The sequence below is a fragment of the Mesorhizobium sp. B2-4-2 genome (genome assembly GCF_006442845.1).
GTDB lineage: Bacteria > Pseudomonadota > Alphaproteobacteria > Rhizobiales > Rhizobiaceae > Mesorhizobium.
The window spans coordinates 39,257-56,837 of sequence record NZ_VFVM01000016.1 but is presented as its reverse complement, the minus strand read 5'-3'; the positions used below and the strand labels follow the sequence as shown (position 1 = coordinate 56,837).

General features: G+C 64.0%; 22 protein-coding genes. 8 read left to right on the top strand and 14 right to left on the bottom strand.

What is annotated here, in order from left to right:
- Positions 1–34: 34 nt before the first annotated feature.
- The 3 genes from FJ942_RS26035 (at position 35) to FJ942_RS26025 (ending at position 1,628) form a co-directional block, all read left to right on the top strand.
- Positions 35–358 (top strand): helix-turn-helix domain-containing protein, encoded by a 324-nt coding sequence (locus FJ942_RS26035; protein WP_140525038.1) that lies wholly within the window; start codon positions 35–37, stop codon positions 356–358.
- Positions 359–569: 211 nt separating this feature from the next.
- A complete protein-coding gene (locus FJ942_RS26030) occupies positions 570–1,319 on the top strand; it encodes a YebC/PmpR family DNA-binding transcriptional regulator (protein ID WP_140525039.1) in 750 nt (249 codons plus the stop codon).
- Positions 1,320–1,331: 12 nt separating this feature from the next.
- A complete protein-coding gene (locus FJ942_RS26025) occupies positions 1,332–1,628 on the top strand; it encodes a SelT/SelW/SelH family protein (protein ID WP_140493146.1) in 297 nt (98 codons plus the stop codon).
- 165 nt (positions 1,629–1,793) lie between these two features.
- Here FJ942_RS26025 and FJ942_RS26020 read toward each other — a convergent pair whose 3' ends face one another.
- Positions 1,794–2,273 (bottom strand): DUF1772 domain-containing protein, encoded by a 480-nt coding sequence (locus FJ942_RS26020; RefSeq protein ID WP_140676277.1) that lies wholly within the window; start codon positions 2,271–2,273, stop codon positions 1,794–1,796.
- Between the two features lie 220 nt (positions 2,274–2,493).
- On the opposite strand from FJ942_RS26020, the gene FJ942_RS26015 reads away from it, so the two are divergent.
- Positions 2,494–3,129 (top strand): TetR/AcrR family transcriptional regulator, encoded by a 636-nt coding sequence (locus tag FJ942_RS26015; protein WP_140624972.1) that lies wholly within the window; start codon positions 2,494–2,496, stop codon positions 3,127–3,129.
- Between the two features lie 207 nt (positions 3,130–3,336).
- Here FJ942_RS26015 and rpmE read toward each other — a convergent pair whose 3' ends face one another.
- The gene (gene rpmE / locus FJ942_RS26010; RefSeq protein WP_006327661.1) at positions 3,337–3,558 is read right to left on the bottom strand and encodes a 50S ribosomal protein L31; all 222 of its coding nucleotides are present in this window, start codon (positions 3,556–3,558) and stop codon (positions 3,337–3,339) included.
- 208 nt (positions 3,559–3,766) lie between these two features.
- On the opposite strand from rpmE, the gene FJ942_RS26005 reads away from it, so the two are divergent.
- Positions 3,767–5,566, top strand: a complete 1,800-nt coding sequence (locus FJ942_RS26005; RefSeq protein ID WP_140899396.1) for an ABC transporter transmembrane domain-containing protein — start codon at positions 3,767–3,769, stop codon at positions 5,564–5,566.
- An 18-nt stretch (positions 5,567–5,584) separates the two neighbouring features.
- Here FJ942_RS26005 and FJ942_RS26000 read toward each other — a convergent pair whose 3' ends face one another.
- Complete coding sequence (locus FJ942_RS26000) at positions 5,585–7,072, bottom strand: carboxypeptidase M32 (RefSeq protein ID WP_140899393.1); 1,488 nt, start codon at positions 7,070–7,072, stop codon at positions 5,585–5,587.
- 143 nt (positions 7,073–7,215) lie between these two features.
- Between FJ942_RS26000 and FJ942_RS25995 the strand changes: the two genes are divergently transcribed.
- Complete coding sequence (locus FJ942_RS25995; RefSeq protein WP_140493158.1) at positions 7,216–7,569, top strand: DUF1304 domain-containing protein; 354 nt, start codon at positions 7,216–7,218, stop codon at positions 7,567–7,569.
- 77 nt (positions 7,570–7,646) lie between these two features.
- On the opposite strand, the gene FJ942_RS25990 is transcribed toward FJ942_RS25995, so the two are convergent.
- The 11 genes from FJ942_RS25990 to FJ942_RS25945 form a co-directional block, all read right to left on the bottom strand.
- On the bottom strand, positions 7,647–8,072 hold the full coding sequence (locus tag FJ942_RS25990; protein WP_140493161.1) for a hypothetical protein: 426 nt from the start codon (positions 8,070–8,072) through the stop codon (positions 7,647–7,649).
- A gap of 250 nt (positions 8,073–8,322) precedes the next feature.
- A complete protein-coding gene (locus FJ942_RS25985) occupies positions 8,323–9,354 on the bottom strand; it encodes a peptidoglycan -binding protein (protein ID WP_140493164.1) in 1,032 nt (343 codons plus the stop codon).
- 1 nt (position 9,355) lies between these two features.
- Positions 9,356–10,381 (bottom strand): MotA/TolQ/ExbB proton channel family protein, encoded by a 1,026-nt coding sequence (locus FJ942_RS25980; protein WP_140554912.1) that lies wholly within the window; start codon positions 10,379–10,381, stop codon positions 9,356–9,358.
- A 105-nt stretch (positions 10,382–10,486) separates the two neighbouring features.
- The gene (locus FJ942_RS25975) at positions 10,487–11,173 is read right to left on the bottom strand and encodes a hemolysin III family protein (RefSeq protein WP_140493526.1); all 687 of its coding nucleotides are present in this window, start codon (positions 11,171–11,173) and stop codon (positions 10,487–10,489) included.
- Between the two features lie 171 nt (positions 11,174–11,344).
- A complete protein-coding gene (locus FJ942_RS25970) occupies positions 11,345–12,145 on the bottom strand; it encodes an inositol monophosphatase family protein (RefSeq protein ID WP_140899391.1) in 801 nt (266 codons plus the stop codon).
- Positions 12,146–12,232: 87 nt separating this feature from the next.
- Positions 12,233–12,799, bottom strand: coding sequence for an elongation factor P (efp, locus tag FJ942_RS25965; protein WP_140493174.1), 567 nt, complete (start codon positions 12,797–12,799; stop codon positions 12,233–12,235).
- A gap of 112 nt (positions 12,800–12,911) precedes the next feature.
- Positions 12,912–13,229 carry a UBP-type zinc finger domain-containing protein gene (locus tag FJ942_RS25960; protein ID WP_140899389.1) on the bottom strand — a complete coding sequence of 106 codons (318 nt, stop codon included), beginning with the start codon at positions 13,227–13,229 and terminating at the stop codon, positions 12,912–12,914.
- A gap of 1 nt (position 13,230) precedes the next feature.
- Complete coding sequence (locus tag FJ942_RS28635; RefSeq protein WP_181165380.1) at positions 13,231–13,404, bottom strand: hypothetical protein; 174 nt, start codon at positions 13,402–13,404, stop codon at positions 13,231–13,233.
- Between the two features lie 36 nt (positions 13,405–13,440).
- Complete coding sequence (locus tag FJ942_RS25955; protein WP_140517548.1) at positions 13,441–14,481, bottom strand: tetratricopeptide repeat protein; 1,041 nt, start codon at positions 14,479–14,481, stop codon at positions 13,441–13,443.
- A 1-nt stretch (position 14,482) separates the two neighbouring features.
- A complete protein-coding gene (locus tag FJ942_RS25950; protein ID WP_140566831.1) occupies positions 14,483–15,130 on the bottom strand; it encodes a thiamine phosphate synthase in 648 nt (215 codons plus the stop codon).
- A gap of 131 nt (positions 15,131–15,261) precedes the next feature.
- The gene (locus tag FJ942_RS25945; protein WP_140899387.1) at positions 15,262–16,167 is read right to left on the bottom strand and encodes a DMT family transporter; all 906 of its coding nucleotides are present in this window, start codon (positions 16,165–16,167) and stop codon (positions 15,262–15,264) included.
- Between the two features lie 131 nt (positions 16,168–16,298).
- Here FJ942_RS25945 and FJ942_RS25940 point away from each other — a divergent pair, with 131 nt between their 5' ends.
- A complete protein-coding gene (locus tag FJ942_RS25940; protein WP_140517551.1) occupies positions 16,299–16,739 on the top strand; it encodes an Lrp/AsnC family transcriptional regulator in 441 nt (146 codons plus the stop codon).
- A gap of 87 nt (positions 16,740–16,826) precedes the next feature.
- Positions 16,827–17,555 (top strand): class I SAM-dependent methyltransferase, encoded by a 729-nt coding sequence (locus FJ942_RS25935; protein ID WP_140517552.1) that lies wholly within the window; start codon positions 16,827–16,829, stop codon positions 17,553–17,555.
- Positions 17,556–17,581 lie beyond the last annotated feature (26 nt).

Genomic DNA, 17,581 nt, shown 5'->3' with positions numbered 1-17,581 from the left:
TGATTGATAGGAGCTTATGTTATAAAAAAATAACATGTCAAGCCGATCGCAAGACGACAATGTTTTCAAGGCGCTGGCGCATCCGCGCCGGCGCGAGATGCTGGATCTGCTGAAGGACGCGCCAAAGACGACCGGCATGCTGTGCGAGGCGTTTTCCGACATCGACCGCTGCACCGTCATGCTGCATCTCAAAGTGCTGGAAGAGGCCGATCTCATCGTGGCGCGGCGCGAGGGGCGCGAGCGCTGGAACAATCTCAATGCGCTGCCGATCAAGCAGATACACGACCGCTGGATCAGCCAGTACGCCGGCCATGCGCTTAGTATCATCGACCGGCTGAAGTCGGATCTGGAGGGGTGAACAGCCGTCACGGCTTTTGCCGTGCGTGGCAAAGCGCGGCGCGGCTGGACGAATTGAGCCGATTTATCTATAAGCCGGCCATTCCGACAAAGAGCGCCATACGTCCATTCGGACGCAGCAGGGACGTTCTGACATTTTGAATTCGAGCATTGCGGAAGGCGGGTCATGCATCTCGCCGCGCGATGCTCTAGCCGAACACGACAGGGGTGCCATGGCTGGCCATTCACAGTTCAAGAACATCATGCACCGCAAGGGCCGTCAGGACGCGGTGCGGTCGAAAATGTTTTCCAAGCTGGCGCGCGAAATCACCGTCGCGGCCAAGAGCGGGACCCCCGATCCGTCGATGAATCCGCGCCTGCGCCTTGCCGTGCAGAACGCCAAGGCGGTGTCGATGCCGAAGGACAACATCCAGCGCGCCATCAACAAGGCGTCGATGGGCGACGCCGAAAATTACGAAGCCGTGCGTTACGAGGGCTACGGTCCCGGCGGCGTCGCCGTAATCGTCGAGGCGCTGACCGACAATCGCAACCGCTCGGCTTCGAATGTGCGCGCCGCCTTCACCAAGGCCGGTGGGGCGATGGGCGAAACCGGCTCGGTGTCGTTCATGTGGGATCGGGTCGGCGAGATCTATTATCCAGCATCGGCCGGCAGCGCCGACAAGGTCATGGACGCGGCAATCGAAGCCGGCGCCGATGACGTGGAGTCGGATGAGGAAGGCCACACCATCTATTGCGCCTTCGAAAACCTCGGCGAGGTGTCGAAGGCACTCGAAGCCTCTCTCGGCGAGGCGGAATCGGTGAAGCCGATCTGGAAACCGCAGAACAATATTCCGGTCGATGAAGAACGCGCCCAGTCGCTGATGAAGCTGGTCGCCACGCTCGAGGACGACGATGACGTTCAAAGCGTCTACGCCAATTTCGAGGTCGACGAGGAGACCATGGCCAAGCTCAGCGCTGCGTGAGCAAAGCCTGACATGATCGAAAAACCGCTGCCCACCATCCGCATCACCTATTGCACGCAGTGCCAGTGGCTGCTGCGTGCCGGCTGGATGGCGCAGGAACTGCTATCGACATTCGGCACCGATCTGGGCGAGGTGACGCTGGTGCCCGGCACCGGCGGCGTCTTCACCATATCGTGCAACGAGGTGCTGGTCTGGGACCGCAAGCGCGACGGCGGCTTTCCGGATGCGGCAAAACTCAAGCAACTGGTGCGCGACGTCATCGACCCGGACCGCGATCTCGGTCATTCCGACCGCAAGGCGAAGAGCTGAGACTTCCGCAGAAGCCGGACGTCATTTTCCTCGCCTCTGCCCGAAAATCGCGCCGATCCCCGCGGCAATGCCCAAGGCCATGGTGGAATACGGGTCGTTCACGGCGCTTCTCCCGATAAACACGCCTCGGTCGCCGCGATGCCGAACGCGGCGGACCGAGACACGTCAACGCGCGGCGAACCAGAAGGATGCCAGCGCGGCGATGGCGGTGATGGCGCGCACGTGGTTCCACATCACCCAGTCCCTGAGATAGGTGGTCCATACAGCAGCGCCGTTGCTGCTCGCCGGATCGACGGCGGCCAGCGCGTCGTTGAGCGGCACGTTGAAAACCATCGTCACGATCGGGTTGCCGACGAGATAGATGACTGCGCCGGCCAGCAGCCAGAAGGAGCCTGGCTGCTGCCAGCCGATGATGGCGCCGGCGATCAAGACAAGGCAGATCAGGCCGGTGCCGAACAAGGCGGTCATGAACATCGGCGTGATGACGGTGATGTTGATCGAGTTCATGGCGGCGATACCGCCCGCAGCAGGCAGGCGAGCCATTGCCGGCATGACGAAGTTGGAAAAGGCGAAGAACACGCCGCCAACAACGCCCGAGCCGATAGCGGCGATGAAGATGAGGGTGGGAAGTAATTTCGGGATCATGTCAGTTGCTCCAGATGCCGGTTGCGGCGGTTTCAGTCGCAATGGGCAGAAAAGTTTTGGGGGGTGGCCGGGCACCTGTTCGACGCCTTCAAATCAATTGTCCCGTCTGCTTCTTTCAAAACATGAGAAATCCTCATATTTGCAAAAAGTGATAAACCCTCGTATTTTGCGAGTCAAGTCATTTCTGGGTGCATTGCCGCCCGGCGTCTGTTGAAGAGCCATGGAAAAAACCGCCACGTCCCCACCGGAACAGGTCGCCACGCCACGCCGCGCGCCGAGCCAGCAGCGCAGCCGTGAACGGGTCGAGCGCATGCTCGCAGCCGCCTCGGCGCTGATTGCGGAGCAAGGCAGCGATGCCATGCGCATGGGCGAGGTGGCGGAGCGGGCTGGGGTGTCGATCGGCTCGCTCTACCAGTTCTTCCCCGACAAGCGGGCGATCGTCTGGGCGCTGGCCGAGCGCTACACCGCCGAAAGCCAGGCCTGCATTTCAGCCGCGCTCAAGGACGTCGGCGACGCCGAGGGCCTTCGGCGGGCGTTCTCGGAACTGGTGGACATTTATTACCACCTGTTCCTGGCGGAGCCGGTGATGCGCGATATCTGGTCGGGCACGCAGGCCGACAAGGCGCTGCGCGAACTGGAGCTTGCCGACAGCCGTGCGAACGCCGAATTTCTCACTGCGGCGCTCAAACGCCTGCGGCCCGATGCCGATGCCGTCGCGCTGGAGACGACGGCGTTTCTCGTCTGGCAGATGGGCGAGGCCGCCATGCGGCTGGCGATCTCGGTCGAGCGGAAGGAGGGCGACAGGCTGGTCGCCGCCTACAAGCGCATGGCGCTCAGGGAATTGCTTGCGGAATAGGATGCTCTCACCCTCCCCTCGTGGGGAGGGTCGCTGCGAAGCAGCGGGGTGGGGGCAGCGCCGACCCACCCGACCTTCGGTCCGACCTCCCACACGGGACCGACAAGGGGGAGGTGGAGGCAAGCGCCAGCGTGAAGGGACGTGCATTGGCCAACAAAAAACCCGCCACGAGGACGGGTTCTCTGGTCAGCGAAAAGCTGATGGGGCCTAGAGGCCGAAACCTTCGAAGCGCTTCTTGAACTTCGACAGGCGGCCGCCGCGGTCGAGCAGGGTCTGCTGGCCGCCGGTCCAGGCCGGGTGCGTGGTCGGGTCGATGTCGAGGTTCATCGTATCGCCTTCCTTGCCCCAGGTCGAACGGGTCATGTACTCGGTGCCGTCGGTCATGACGACCTTGATGGTGTGGTAGTCGGGATGGATATCGGTCTTCATGGCTCGGTTCCTGGTTTGCCGGGTGCGGCTGACGGGCTGAAAGCCTGCGTCGATGCGCCCCTTTTTAAAACTCGAAGCCGCAGCTATTGAGGAGCCACGGCTTCTAAAACGGTCGGCGAGCCTATACATCAGCCGGAATTGAATCACAAGGCCGCGGCAAGCGCATATTGAGGCGCATAGCTGAAGGCGGCCAAGAGGAAAGACCAGGATGGCGCAAACCAGCAGCGCAGACGAGCGCCGGCGCTCGCTCAAGCCGCTCAGGCGCCTGTTTCCCTACATCGGCCGCTACCGCACATTGGTGGCGGGCGCCGTCATCTCGCTGATCGTCGCGGCGGTGACGACGCTGGCGCTGCCGCTGGCGGTACGGCGCATGATCGATCATGGTTTCACGCCGTCCGGTTCCTCCTTCATCGCCGAATATTTCGCCGCGCTGGTGGCGATGGCCGCGCTGCTGGCGGCGGCATCGGCGGGCCGCTACTATTTCGTCATCACGCTCGGCGAGCGCGTCGTCGCCGATATCAGGCGCGATGTCTTTGCCCATGTGACGAAACTGTCGCCGGCCTTCTTCGACACTGCCCAGTCGGGCGAGATCGTGTCGCGGCTCGCCGCCGACACCACGCAGGTCAAATCGGCGGTCGGGGCGACCGCTTCGGTGGCGCTGCGCAATGTCATCCTTGGCCTCGGCGCGGTCGCGATGATGGTTTTCACCAGCCCGAAACTGTCCGGGCTGGTCATCGCAGCCATTCCAATCATCGTGCTGCCGCTGGTCGCCTTCGGCCGCTCGGTGCGGCGCAAGTCAAGACAGGCGCAGGACACGCTGGCCGATGCCACCGCCTATGCCAGCGAGCAGATCGGCGCGGTGCGCACATTGCAGGCCTTCACCAATGAGACGCTGGTCACCGGGCGTTTTTCGGGTGCGGTGGAGGCCGCCTTCGAGGCCGCGCGCGCCTCGATCTTCGCGCGCTCGTTCCTCACCTTCTTCGCCATCTTCACGATTTTCTCCTCGGTCGTGGCGGTGCTGTGGTTCGGCTCGCGCGACGTGCTCGACGGCAATCTGTCGCCGGGCACGCTCGGCCAGTTCCTGCTCTATTCGGTATTCGCCGCCGGTGCGCTCGGCGCGCTATCGGAGGTCTGGGGCGAATTGGCCCAGGCAGCAGGTGCCGCCGAACGGCTGACGGAAATCCTGGCCGAGGAGCCGGCGATCGTGGCGCCTGCCAATCCCAGGCCGCTGCCGGTGGCGAGCAAGGGAGCGATCAGCTTCGAGGCCGTGTCCTTCTCCTACCCGGCCCGGCCCGACCGCGCCGCCGTCCACGGCCTGAGCTTCTCGGTCAAGCCTGGCGAGACGGTGGCGATCGTCGGTCCCTCGGGAGCGGGCAAGAGCACGGTGTTCTCGCTGATCCTGCGCTTCTACGATCCGGAGACCGGCAGGATCCTGATCGACGGCGTCGACATCCGCGAAGCCGACCCCCTTTCGATCCGGCAGCGCATCGCCATCGTGCCGCAGGACGTCACCATCTTCGCGGCCAGCGCGCGCGACAATATCGGCTTCGGCCGGCCGGGCGCCAGCGAGTCAGAGATCGAAGCGGCGGCAAAGGACGCGCTTGCCGACGAATTCATCCTCAGGCTGGAAAAGGGCTATGACAGCCAGGTCGGCGAGCGCGGCGTGACGCTGTCGGGTGGGCAACGCCAGCGGGTGGCGATCGCGCGCGCCATCCTGCGCGACGCGCCGATCCTGTTGCTCGACGAGGCGACCTCGGCACTCGACGCCGAAAGCGAGACGCTGGTGCAAATGGCGCTGGAGCGGCTGATGCGGGGCCGCACCACGATCGTCATCGCGCACCGCCTGGCGACGGTGCTGAAGGCCGACCGCATCCTGGTGATGGATGGCGGCCGCATCGTCGAGGAAGGCACGCATCAAAGCCTGGTGACCAAGGGCGGCATCTATGCCCGGCTGGCCAAGCTGCAGTTCGAGACCGGCGCCAGCGCCTTCAGGGGCGCGGCTGAGTAGCGGCTACGCTGGGCGTGCTCACGCGGTTCCATACCGTTTGCGCAGGTGGTCGGTGAAATAGACGGCATTGAGCTTTTCACCGGTGGCGCGTTCGAGCAGATCGGGCGTCGACCAGCGCGATCCCTGCGACCATATGTTCTTGCGGCGCCAATCGTTGATGGCACCGAAATTCCCCTTGGCAAGATCGTCATCGGCCGACGGATGCTCCCGCGTCAGCGCCGCCCATTGCTGCGCCGCCATCATCGCGCCCAGCGTGTAGGAGGGAAAGTAGCCAAAGGCGGCAGCAGGCCAATGCACGTCCTGCATCGGCCCATCCGCGGGGTTGTCGATCGTTGAAAGGCCGAGATAGTCGCGCATCCTGGCATCCCAGGCCTCGGGCAGCTCGGCCACCTCAATCCTGCCGGAGACGAGCTCCTGCTCCAGTTCGTAGCGCAGGATGACATGCAGCGGGTACGTCACCTCGTCGGCATCGACACGGATCAGGCCGCGCTCGACATGGTGGACATGCGGCAGGATGTCGTCGAGCGACCAGATTTCGCCGAGATGTTTTTCCACGACCGGCAATGCCCAACGCCAGAAGGCGGGATTGCGCCCGATCTGCTTTTCAACGAACAGGCTCTGGCTTTCATGCACGGCCATGCCGCGCGCCTTGCCGAGCGGCCAGTGCGACCAGGCCTTCGGCAGGTTCTGCTCGTAGAGTGCATGACCGGTCTCGTGCAGCACGCCCATCAGCGCCGACAGGAAATCGGACGTCTTGTAGCGGGTGGTGATGCGCACGTCGCTCGGCACACCGCCACAGAACGGATGGTGCGACACCGACAGCGAGCCGTGCGTCAGGTCGAAGCCGACCGCCGCCATCATGGCAAGGCCGAGTTCGCGCTGCCTGTCGACCGCATAGGTTCCCGAAAGCGGCTTGAGAGGGCGCTTGCGCAGCCGCGCTTCCTGCACCGCCAATGCTTCCGGCACGAAACCCCTGAGAAATGTCTTCAGCTGGGTGAAGACAGGCGTGATATCCGCGGCGCGGTTGCCGGGGTCGTATTGCTCCATCAGCGCGTCGTAGGGGGCGAGGCCGAGGATGTCGGCGCGCAGGGCCGCCTCTTCGCGCACCAGCGCCACCACGCCTTCAAGCGCCGGCAGGAAGCCCGCCCAGTCGTTCTTGGCCCGCAGGTCGCGCCACAGCTGCTCGCAGCGCATGCGGGCGGTCGTCTGGCGTTCGACGAATTCGACCGGCAGGCAGGTCAGGTTGGTGTATTGCCGCCGCAGTTCGGCCAGCGCCGCCCGCTGTTCATCGTCAAGCGCCTCGCCTTCGGCGGCGGCGATCCAGTCCGCTATTTCCGGCGCGGTCGCCCTGGTGTGGTACATGCCGGCAAGTGCCGCCATGGCCTCGGCGCGCTTCTCGCCGCCACCGACGGCCATGTGGGTCGCTTCATCGGCGCCGAGGATGGCCAGCGCGTGCTCCAGGGCTTCGAGCTTGTGGCCGAGGTCATCGAGTTTTTGAAAGGACATGGCGGCTTCCGTGATTGAGGAAGGGGCGAAAAGATACCAACGCCGGAGCGTTTGCAACCCTCACGCGCCATCCGGCAGATGCACCTTGCGCTGGCGAGCCGACGCGTGAAATGCTGCCCGACGATACATCACGAGGGAATACGATGATCGGCAACATCCTGGTCGGGCTGGTGGCCTTGATCCATGTCTATATCGTCTATCTGGAGATGGTGCTCTGGGACACGCCGCGCGGGCACAAGGCATTCCGGCTGACGCCGGAATTCGCCAGCGCCTCGAAGGTGCTTGCCGCCAATCAGGGTCTCTATAACGGCTTTCTCGCCGCCGGCCTGATCTGGGCCCTCTACCTCGGCACGGCCGGTTTCCAGGTCAAGGTTTTCTTCCTGCTCTGCGTGGCCGTTGCCGGGCTCTACGGGGCGGCAACGGTCGGTCGCAAGATCCTGTTCGTGCAGGCCGCGCCGGCAGCGGCTGCCTTGGTAGCGGTCTGGCTCGGCTGGTGAGGAAAAGAGGCGCCTGCGGGATTGGGTCCCGTAGACGCCAGGTGGTCCCTTCCTTTTGGGCCGCGATCAGAATGGCCTCAGCCGTTCGGATAGTTCCCGCCGTCGGCGCCGTCGCCCATCAGGAAACCGCTACCGATGTCGACCCTCAGCCGCTGGTCGACATTGTCGAGACGGCGCAGCAGGTCATGATATTGTGCGGCCGGTATCCTGCCGTGATCCGACGAGGCTATCTTCTCCGCCGCCTGACCTATGCGAGCGGTGCGCATCTCCAGGCGCTCCGCCGCGGCCGGGGTGATGTTGTTGGCCTGTCTGGCGGTGATTATGCCCTGATGCACGCCTTGAACCTGTTCAATGAGAGCCTCGACACGCGGGCCGGTCATGTCGGTTGGGTCGGTCGCGTCGAGCGCGCCCTTGTGGTGACCCGCGGCGTAGGCGCCGGCAAGCGGGGCGGCGACAAGAATCGCGGCAAGGGTTGCAGTCTTGAGAGATGCTGAAGAGCGCATGACGGCGCCTCCTTTTGCTGCGGAAAAGAACGGCTCTGCCGTTCCGCTTCCGGACGATGCGGGCCGTCCAGTTCCGTCGCGTCGCGATGGGAGGCATCGCCGGCGGTTCTCGGCCCTGCGCAGCACGCTAGGAGCGCTTTGCGGCGAAGTGTAATTAAAAAAAGATAATCTTTTCAGGCCTTGCCGGTGCACAACTGCGCCCTATAGTTGAGCCGGCGAACAAATTCGCGTGAGATCGCGTGATGATGGATCACCGTTCGGTGAGCTTCAGTTCGATCCGGCGGTTCTTGTTGCGCGCCTCTTCGGTGTCGGCGGGATCGAGCGGCTGGAACTCGCCGAAGCCGGCGGCGACCAGCCGGTTGGCCGGCACGCCGTTCTCGATCAGGAACTTCACCACGGAAGTGGAGCGCGCCGTCGACAGCTCCCAATTGTCGCGATACCGACCGGTGCCGGACAACGGCTTGTTGTCGGTATGGCCATCGACGCGCAGCACCCAGTTGATCTCCGGCGGGATCTCCTTCTGCAACTCGATGATGGCGTCGGCAAGTTTCTTCATCTCGACCTTGCCGGCATCGTTGATCACCTCCGAGCCGGTCGGAAACAACACTTCCGACTGGAAGACGAAGCGGTCGCCGACGATGCGGATGTTCTCGCGGTCGGCGAGGATCTCGCGCAGGCGGCCGAAGAAGTCGGAGCGGTAGCGGTTGAGTTCCTGCACGCGCTGCGCCAGCGCCACGTTGAGGCGACGGCCAAGGTCGGCGATCTTGGTGTTGGAATCCCGGTCGCGGGCCTCGGAGACGTTGAGCGCGTCCTCGAGCGCGCCGATCTGCTTGCGCAACGCCGCGATCTGCTGATTGAGGATCTCGACCTGGCTCAGCGCCTGCTGGCTGATCTGGCGCTGGCTGTCGAGCTCGCCCGTCAGCGCCGCCGCGCGCTGGTTGGCCGCGTCGCCGGCGCCCGCACCTTGCGCCAGCAGCTGCTGGAGCCGGCTCTTCTCCGCTTCGGCCGCCGACAGCGATGCCTGCAGATTGGCGAGCGAATCCTCCTTGTCCTGTGTCGTGGAACGCTCCAGCGCCAGAAGCTGCGTCAGTTCGTTGATCTGCGAATTGAGGCGCGACAGAACGGCGTCCTTGCCAGAGATTTCACGGCCGAGCAGGAACTGCGCCAGCACGAAGACGGTGAGCAGGAACATGATGGCCAGAAGCAGCGTCGACAACGCGTCGACGAAGCCCGGCCAATAGTCGATGCGGCGGTCGGCGCGCCGGCTCCTGGCGAGCGCCATGCTAGTGCACCCCGGTCTTCTTCAGGGCGTCGGCGATCTTTTCCAGCGTGTTGCGCATCGCCTTTTGTTCATCCGACTGTGCTTCGACCCAGTCGCGCATGATCTGCTGCTCGGAGCGCATGTTCTTGACCAGGCCGGAAATGCCGTCGGCGAGATTGGCCATGGCGGTGGCGACGCGCGGATTGGAGCCGCCGCCATTCTCCTGCATGCTGCGCAGCCGCTCCGACAGCAGGCGGATTTCATCGGAAGGCTCGGTCCGGACCGCGTCGGAGACGACGATGTCGGACGACAGGTCGGTGACCGAGGACAGCCAGTTCTCCAGCTCGGTGTAGAAGCGCGTCTGCGCGCGGCCGGCCTGCAGGTCGAGGAAACCGAGAACGAGCGAGCCGGACAGGCCGAACAGCGAGGACGAGAAGGCCGTGCCCATGCCGGCGAGCGGCGCCGACAGCCCTTGCTTCAGCGAATCCAGCACAGCGGCGGCATCGCCCGTGCCGGGATCGAGCGACTCGATGGTCTCGCGGATGGAGCCGATCGTGTTCAGCAGGCCCCAGAAGGTGCCGAGCAGGCCAAGGAACACCAGGAGGCCGACGAGGTAGCGCGAGGTGTCGCGGCTTTCATCGAGCCGCGTGGCGATGGAGTCGAGCATGGTGCGCATCGAGCTGGTCGAAAACGCCATGCTCGACGAGCGGCCGATCATCGCCTTCATCGGCGCCAGCAGCACCGGTTCGGTGATCTCGGAACCGGCGCGGAAGGAGTTGACCCAGCGCACTTCGCGAAACAGCCGCCCGACCTGGACGAAGGCCAAAAGGATGCCGACGGCAAGCACGCCGATGATCAGGCCGTTGAGCCCCGGATTGGTGACGAAGGCGGTCGAGATCTGCCGTGTCAGGATCGCTGCGATGAAGGCGACGATGGCCAGGAAGATGACCATGGTCAGCAGGAAGACCTGCGGGCTCGACAATTTGTGTGGGTCGTAGATCAGCACGTCGGAGCGCCTGCCTATGCCGAAGGATCTTAGAAAAGCCATCCGTGCCCCGTTTCCGATGCCGCTGCCGCCGATCACGTCGCCGGCGACTCTAAACGGAATTGTGACCAAATTGAATGGTGCTTGGCAATATTGCCGCGAGCAGTATCAGAGCCGGTTGATGACCAGGCAATCGACCATCGCCGCCAGATGCAGGCCTGCGCCGGTGACCACGAAACCATGCCACAGCGCGTTGTGGAAGCGCAGCCCCTTCCAGGCGAAGAAGATCACGCCGCAGGAATAGACGACACCGCCGGCGACGATGAGCACGATCGCCGTCGTCGGCAAGGTAGCGACGAGCGGCTCGACCAGGACGATGCCGCTCCAGCCGATGGCGAGATAGAAGACGATCGCCAGCCGGTCGAAGCGGCCGGGGAAAAACACCTTTATGGCGATGCCGATAATGGCCGCGGTCCAGACCAGGACGATCATCCAGCCGGCCAGCGCCGAGCCGTCGAGCTGCGCGAGAAAGGGCGTGTAGGTGGCGGCGATGAGCAGATAGATCGCAGCGTGGTCGAAACGCCGCAAAATCCATTTCACCGGCGAAGTCACCGGCCATAGATTGTAGGTCAGCGACACCGAGAGCACGGTGAGCAGCGACACGACATAGAAAGCGGCGGCGATGTATTCACCCGGTCCGACCCGGAAGGCGGCCAGCGCCAGCAACGCCGAACCGGCCGCGATCGCCAGCACGATGCCGACGGCATGGACGATGCCGTCGGCGATCATCTCGGCACGCGAATAGTGCCATCGTCCGACAAAGGGGATCTCGATCTGCGGCGGCGTCTTGATCATCATCGTCCTGCGTCAACCCTATCTGGGCAAGCGCCGGACAGTATTTCAAGCTTTGTTTGCGGTTTTGCGACTGCGGCGCTTCAGCGCGGCGGGGATTTGTCCTTGCCCAATTCTCCGGGAAAAGCTGCGCGCGTTCCCGGAAAGCCGCTCCGCACTTCTCCCGGAATTGCTTCAGCGGGCAGCGAGCGGCTTTTTCACGGCCTTCAGGAGGGCGCGCTGGATGATCTCGTTGCCGGCGACGACCGAACCGTTGTCGAGCATGTCCTGGCCGCCGTCCATGTCGGAGGCGAACCCTCCTGCTTCACGGATCAGCAACAGGCCGGCTGCGATGTCCCAGGGCGACAGGCCGATCTCCCAGAATCCGTCCATGCGGCCGGCGGCGACGTAAGCGAGATCGAGCGAGGCCGAACCCAGGCGCCGGACGCCGGAAACCTCGGCCATGACATTGCGTAACTCGATCAGGAAATTGCCATGCTGGCCACGCCCCAGATGCGGCACCCCGCAGCCTATGACGGTGTCGATGAGCTTGGTGCGGCCGGCGACACGCAGGCGGCGGTCGTTCATGAAGGCGCCGCCGCCGCGCTCGGTCGTATAGAGCTCGTCCATGGCCGGATTGTAGATCACGCCGGCCACGATCTGGCCCTGGCGCTCGAGCGCGATCGAGACAGCGAAAAGCGGAATGCCGTGCAGGAAATTGGTGGTGCCGTCGAGCGGATCGACGATCCAGCGGTGCTGGCTGTCATCGCCGGCGATCGTGCCGCGCTCTTCCATCAGGAAGCCGTAACCGGGCCGCGCCTTCGACAGTTCGGCAAAGACAATATCCTCGGCCTTGCGGTCGGCCTGGCTGACATAGTCGCCCGGTCCCTTCATCGAGACCTGCAGGTTCTGGACCTCGCCGAAATCGCGCGACAGCGAGCGGCCGGCCTTCATTGCGGCCTGGACCATGACGTTGAGAAGGGCTGAGCGTGCCATCGTAACTCTTCCTGCTGCCCGCGCTTTAACCTTTGTCCTGATGCATGTCGGTGACCCGAAACCTGGGCCACCTCTGGGCGACATGCATCAGTCGGCGCGGCGCATATAAGTGATTTCATTGGTGTCGACGACGATGCGTTCCCCCGCGCCGATGAAGGGCGGCACCAGCACGCGAATGCCGTTTTCCAACACCGCGGGCTTGTAGGAAGAGGCCGCCGTCTGGCCCCTTACCACCGGGTCCGCTTCGGTGATGGTCAGCGTTACCTGGTCGGGGAGCGAAATGCCGATAGGCCTTTCCTCGTAGAGCTGGACCGTCACCATCATGCCGTCCTGCAGGAAAGCGGCGCGGTCTCCGACGAAGTCCTTCGCCAGCTCGAGCTGCTCGTAGCTCTCGGTGTCCATGAACACCAGGGCGTCGCCCTGCTCGTAGAGGAAGGAAAAATCCTTGAGATCGAGCCGGATCTGCTCGACCGTCTCTGCCGAACGGAAGCGCTCGTTCAGCTTTGTGCCGTTGATGAGGTTCTTCAGTTCGACCTGGTTGTAGGCGCCGCCCTTGCCCGGCTTGACCGTGTTGGTCTTGACGGCCACCCACAGGCCGCCATCGTGCTCGATGACGTAGCCGGGACGGATTTCGTTGCCGTTGATCTTGGCCATGATGATGTGATCCGGGAATGAGATGTTCGCAAGACAGCGATTTCGGGCCTCCAAGACCACAAATCGCCGGAAGAGGCAAGCTGGCGCTGATCGGGCGTCCCGTGGTCGCGGCTCAATCGAAGCGCATAATGGTGCCGCGTTGCGGTGTCTTGTCCTGCGAGAAATCGAGCATGACCTCGTCGACATAGCACCAGCCCCAGGTCTCGGGCGGGTCGTAGGCCTCGATGACCGGATGGCGGGTCGCCCGGTAGTGGCCGGTGGCGTGACGGTTCGGAGAACTGTCGCAGCAGCCGACATGGCCACAGGTGCGGCACAGCCGCAGATGCACCCACCAGGAACCCGTCTTCAGGCACTCCTCGCAACCTTCGGCGCTTGGCGTTACCTCGAGGATGAAGCTGCCATGCGTGCATCGTTTGTCGGGCGAAGCCATTTCATTGCCTCCTTGGAGAAGCGATGCCGCGATATAAACCCTCAACCGCTCTCATCGAAACCGCGGCGACCGCTTCGGTAATGATATCGAAGACTTTTGCCAGCCGACGGATCTGCGACGACCGCATGATAGCCATCTGCATGGAAAGATCGAGGTCACTTGCCTCGACGAGCATCGCGCGATGACTTCCGCTGGATTTCCGCTGATCGCGTCAGGGCAGGCGGTTTGCCTTCTGCAGTGCCTGCTTGGTCTGGTCGTCGCTCAATCCTTGCAGGAAATCGTCCATCTCGGGGTCGATGAGGCCGGCGCGGCGGGCGACGATGTACCAGGCGCCGGCAAGCACGAGGTCCGGCTCGGTGCCGATGCCTTGCATATAGAGTTTCGCCAGGCGGTTCTGGGCGGCGACATTGCCGCCTTCGGCGGCCTGCTTCATCCAGCCGAAGGCGGATTTCAAATCACGCCCGCCGCCGCGGCCCTCGATCATCCAGGTGGCGAGGTCGAGTTGCGCGGTGTCATAGTTTTGCCGCGCGGCCTGAGCCAGCAGGCGCCGGGCCTGGGCGTCGTCGCGCGATTTGCCGCCGACGCCGTTGGCATAGATCTGTGACATCGCATACTGGGCGTCGGCGAGGCCGGTCGCCGCGGCGCGCTCGTAATAGGTCACGGCCTTGGCGATGCCGGCGTCGCCGGGGTCCTGCTGGACCAGCATCTGCGCGAAATTGAATTGTGCCAGCCGGTTGCCCGCTTCGGCGGCGGCCTGCATCAGCGCATAGGCTTCCTTTTCGTCTTTTTTGACGTAGCGGCCGTCGAGCAGCATCAGCGCATATTGGAACTGCGATTCCGGCACCCCTTGCTCGGCGGCGGCTGCGTACCATTTCGCCGCTTCGGCCGCATTGAGGGGCACGCCCAGTCCGCGCGACAGGATCTCGGCCACCAGCGTCTGCGCCGCCGGGTCGCCGTTTTGCGCCCGCACCAGCGCGAGGTTGTAGGCGGTCTTGTAGAGTCCGCGCTGGAAAGCCCCGTAGGCCGCATCCGCCGGCTTGGCGCCGAAGCGGTCGGGATTGATCGCGTCGGCCGAAGGCAATGGCGCTGGCTCGGCGGTGGTGGCGGGCTGCGGCAACTGCTTTTCGATCGGCTTGTCGGTATGCACGCCGGCATCCGGCTTAGGGTGCGGCGAAGGAATCGTTTCGGCGGCAGCGGCCTGGATCATGACCGCAGCAAGCAGGGCCTGAAGGGGAAGCCTTGCCGAAGACACGTCAGTCCTCGAAACGCGGTGCGGTTTCGTCGAGCAGCGCATTGGCCCGCGCGATCGCCGCCTTGGGATCGACGCCGTCGGCGAACACCGCACTCGACAGGGCGACGAACTCGGCGCCCGTATCTGCGACGGTTTCGATCGAAGCGAGCTCCGATCCGGCCATGACAATGCAGGGGATCTGAATCATCTGCGCCCACCATTGTCCCAGCGCCAGGTTGCGCGGATGCGGATCGGGCTTGTTGTCGTAGCCGAAGCGGCCGAAGAAAATATAGTCGGGCCTGACTTCGCCGAGTTCGAGCGCGTCATCACGCGTCTTGGCGCCGCCGGCGCCGACCATCATTTTTGCCTGGAAATGCTCGACCGTCTCGGCGAGCTCGGCCTTGGAGACCTCGACATGAATGCCGTCGGCCTGGACACGCCCGGCGATGCGCGTATCGCCGGCAATGACGACCGCGATGCCGGCCGCCTGTGCCGCCGGTACGATTTCGGCGGCGAAGGCCTGGAAGGAAGCTTCGTCCATGTCGTTCTGCGGCAGGATGAGCGAGGCGACGTCGCCGCCCTCGAAGGCCGAGACGATACGGGCGGCCGGCACGCCAGATGGCGCGATCAGCACGATGCGGCAGCGATTGGGGGGCGTTGCGTCGTTCATGGTCTTCGATCCCGGGTTTCGCCTATGCCGGGCGAAGATGGTTGGATTGCGGCATAGAGCAAAGTGCCCGCTTTGAACAGGCGGGCAGGCGGGATCGCTATTTTTGACCGCCGAAGCGCCGGCGATTGGCGTTACTCGATCGGTTGCGCACCTGCCGCGGCAGGCCTTGGCTTCCACAATGTCCAGCCGAGATTCATGCCGGCGGCCGCGATCAGGATGGCGGCGGCGCCGACGAGTTGGCTGAGATGCAGGCGATGGCCGAATGCCGTGACGTCGACCAGGATCGCAACGATCGGGTAGATGAAGGACAGCGACCCCTGCAGGTGCGTCGGCAGCTTCTGGATGGCGCCGTACATCAGGATGTACATCAGACCGGTGTGGACGATGCCGAGCGTCGCCAGCATGGCCCAGCTTCTTGCGTCGGTCGGAAGATGCGAGAGATTGGCGAAGGGCGCCAGCATCAACACGCCGACGCAGACCTGGACGAGCGCGATGAGATGCGGCGGCGTGCGCTTGAGCTTCTTGGTGACGATGGCGGCGACGGCCCAGAAGAAGGCAGCGGCCAGCGCCATGACGATGCCGGCGAAATAGTTGGTGCCGATATCGCCGGCGTCAGGGGCGGCCTCGACGATCAGCACCATGCCGGCGAAGGCGATTGCCAGCCAAGTCAATTTCGTCAGGGTCAGCCGCTCGCCCAAGAAGAGCGCGCCGAAGCCGACCAGCATGAAAGGCTGGGTATTGTAGACAGCGGTGGCGATCGAGATCGACGCGCGCGAGAATGCACTAAACAGCAGCAGCCAGTTGACGACGATAGCTGCGCCACCGAGGGCCGCGATGGCGAAAACGCGAAGCGACGGCCTGTTGCGCAACAGGCCGAGGCCGGCGCAGATGAAGAGCAGCGTCACCGCGCCGAAAGCGCAGCGCCAGAACACCACATCCATGATAGGCTGGCCGGACAGGACGACGAACCATCCGATCGTTCCCAGGATCGCCATTGCGGCGGACATTTCGATCGTCCCACGTGCTGTATCGCTCACGACAAATCTCCAGATCATTGAGCGTGCATAATCTCATGCTGATCCTGGGCTTTCCATCCAGCGAGAAAGGTGACATGCTGGTTTTTGCCTATTAAAAATAGGCAAATACCCGGAAATCCTGAGAATGTGAAATGCTTGACGATCTCGACCGACGTCTCCTCGAAATCCTGGTGAAGGATGCGCGGACTTCACTGAAGGAGCTGGCCGGCCAGGTCGGGCTGTCGTCGCCGAGCGTTTCGGAGCGGCTGCGGCGGCTCGAGGAGCGCGGCGTGATCAGGGCTTTCACCGTCGAGATAGACCCGCTGGCGCTCGGCTATACCTTGCAGGCGATCGTGCGCATCAAGCCGCTGCCGGGCAAGCTGCACATCGTCCAGAAGCTGATCGAGGAGATCGCCGAATTCGGCGAATGCGACAAGGTGACGGGGGACGACTGCTTCGTCGCCAGGCTGTTCGTGCGTTCGATCGGCGACCTCGACGGCATCCTCGATCGGATCGCCGACAAGGCCGAGACCAGCACCGCCATCATCAAGGCGCAGCCGATCCGGCGGCGGCCGCCACCGCTCGGCGCATGACCGGTCCGCGTTTCTTGACTCTGCTTGGCGGTGGTGGAAATGCGTGGCGGCTCCGCCAGTCAGGCATATGAACAACGAGGAAAGAACATGGCGCAGAATGTCTATGATCAGCCGGACTTCTTCGCAGGCTACAGCCAACTCGGCCGGTCCGTCGAAGGGCTGGAGGGCGCCGCCGAATGGCCGGCGCTGCGCGCGATGCTTCCCGACGTCAGCGGCTTGCGAATCGTCGATCTCGGTTGCGGCTTCGGCTGGTTCTGCCGCTGGGCTCTTGAACACGGGGCCAAGGAGGTTCTGGGTCTCGACCTGTCGGAAAAGATGCTCGCCCGGGCGCGTGCCGCCGGCCCGGACGCCGGCATCGTCTACGAGCGCGCCGATCTCGATGAACTCAGCCTGCCGCCGACGGCTTTCGATCTCGCCTACAGCTCGCTTGCCCTGCACTATGTCAGCGATGCCGCGCGCCTGTTCCAGACCGTGCACCGGTGCCTGGTCCCCGGCGGGCATTTCGTCTTCTCGACGGAGCATCCGATCTATATGGCTCCGACCCATCCCGGCTGGTCTGTCGATGCCGAAGGCCGCAAGACATGGCCCGTCGACCGGTATCTGGTGGAGGGACCGCGCAAGACGGACTGGCTGGCCAAGGGAGTTGTGAAACATCACCGCACCATTGGCACCACGCTCAACACCCTGATCCGGTGCGGCTTCACCATCGAGCATGTCGAGGAATTCCGTCCGACCGACGCGCAGATCGCGGCCAAGCCCGAACTGGCGGAAGAGCTCGAGCGGCCGATGTTCCTGCTGGTCTCGGCCCGGCGATAGGCAGAGCAGAATGGGCCGGCCTTGCT

Coding starts and splice junctions, on each gene's coding strand:
- FJ942_RS26035 (WP_140525038.1), top strand. CDS start 35: ATGTCAAGCCGATCGCAAGACGACAATGTTTTCAAGGCGCTGGCGCAT.
- FJ942_RS26030 (WP_140525039.1), top strand. CDS start 570: ATGGCTGGCCATTCACAGTTCAAGAACATCATGCACCGCAAGGGCCGT.
- FJ942_RS26025 (WP_140493146.1), top strand. CDS start 1,332: ATGATCGAAAAACCGCTGCCCACCATCCGCATCACCTATTGCACGCAG.
- FJ942_RS26020 (WP_140676277.1), bottom strand. CDS start 2,273: ATGATCCCGAAATTACTTCCCACCCTCATCTTCATCGCCGCTATCGGC.
- FJ942_RS26015 (WP_140624972.1), top strand. CDS start 2,494: ATGGAAAAAACCGCCACGTCCCCACCGGAACAGGTCGCCACGCCACGC.
- rpmE (WP_006327661.1), bottom strand. CDS start 3,558: ATGAAGACCGATATCCATCCCGACTACCACACCATCAAGGTCGTCATG.
- FJ942_RS26005 (WP_140899396.1), top strand. CDS start 3,767: ATGGCGCAAACCAGCAGCGCAGACGAGCGCCGGCGCTCGCTCAAGCCG.
- FJ942_RS26000 (WP_140899393.1), bottom strand. CDS start 7,072: ATGTCCTTTCAAAAACTCGATGACCTCGGCCACAAGCTCGAAGCCCTG.
- FJ942_RS25995 (WP_140493158.1), top strand. CDS start 7,216: ATGATCGGCAACATCCTGGTCGGGCTGGTGGCCTTGATCCATGTCTAT.
- FJ942_RS25990 (WP_140493161.1), bottom strand. CDS start 8,072: ATGCGCTCTTCAGCATCTCTCAAGACTGCAACCCTTGCCGCGATTCTT.
- FJ942_RS25985 (WP_140493164.1), bottom strand. CDS start 9,354: ATGGCGCTCGCCAGGAGCCGGCGCGCCGACCGCCGCATCGACTATTGG.
- FJ942_RS25980 (WP_140554912.1), bottom strand. CDS start 10,381: ATGGCTTTTCTAAGATCCTTCGGCATAGGCAGGCGCTCCGACGTGCTG.
- FJ942_RS25975 (WP_140493526.1), bottom strand. CDS start 11,173: ATGATCAAGACGCCGCCGCAGATCGAGATCCCCTTTGTCGGACGATGG.
- FJ942_RS25970 (WP_140899391.1), bottom strand. CDS start 12,145: ATGGCACGCTCAGCCCTTCTCAACGTCATGGTCCAGGCCGCAATGAAG.
- efp (WP_140493174.1), bottom strand. CDS start 12,799: ATGGCCAAGATCAACGGCAACGAAATCCGTCCCGGCTACGTCATCGAG.
- FJ942_RS25960 (WP_140899389.1), bottom strand. CDS start 13,229: ATGGCTTCGCCCGACAAACGATGCACGCATGGCAGCTTCATCCTCGAG.
- FJ942_RS28635 (WP_181165380.1), bottom strand. CDS start 13,404: ATGCTCGTCGAGGCAAGTGACCTCGATCTTTCCATGCAGATGGCTATC.
- FJ942_RS25950 (WP_140566831.1), bottom strand. CDS start 15,130: ATGAACGACGCAACGCCCCCCAATCGCTGCCGCATCGTGCTGATCGCG.
- FJ942_RS25940 (WP_140517551.1), top strand. CDS start 16,299: ATGCTTGACGATCTCGACCGACGTCTCCTCGAAATCCTGGTGAAGGAT.
- FJ942_RS25935 (WP_140517552.1), top strand. CDS start 16,827: ATGGCGCAGAATGTCTATGATCAGCCGGACTTCTTCGCAGGCTACAGC.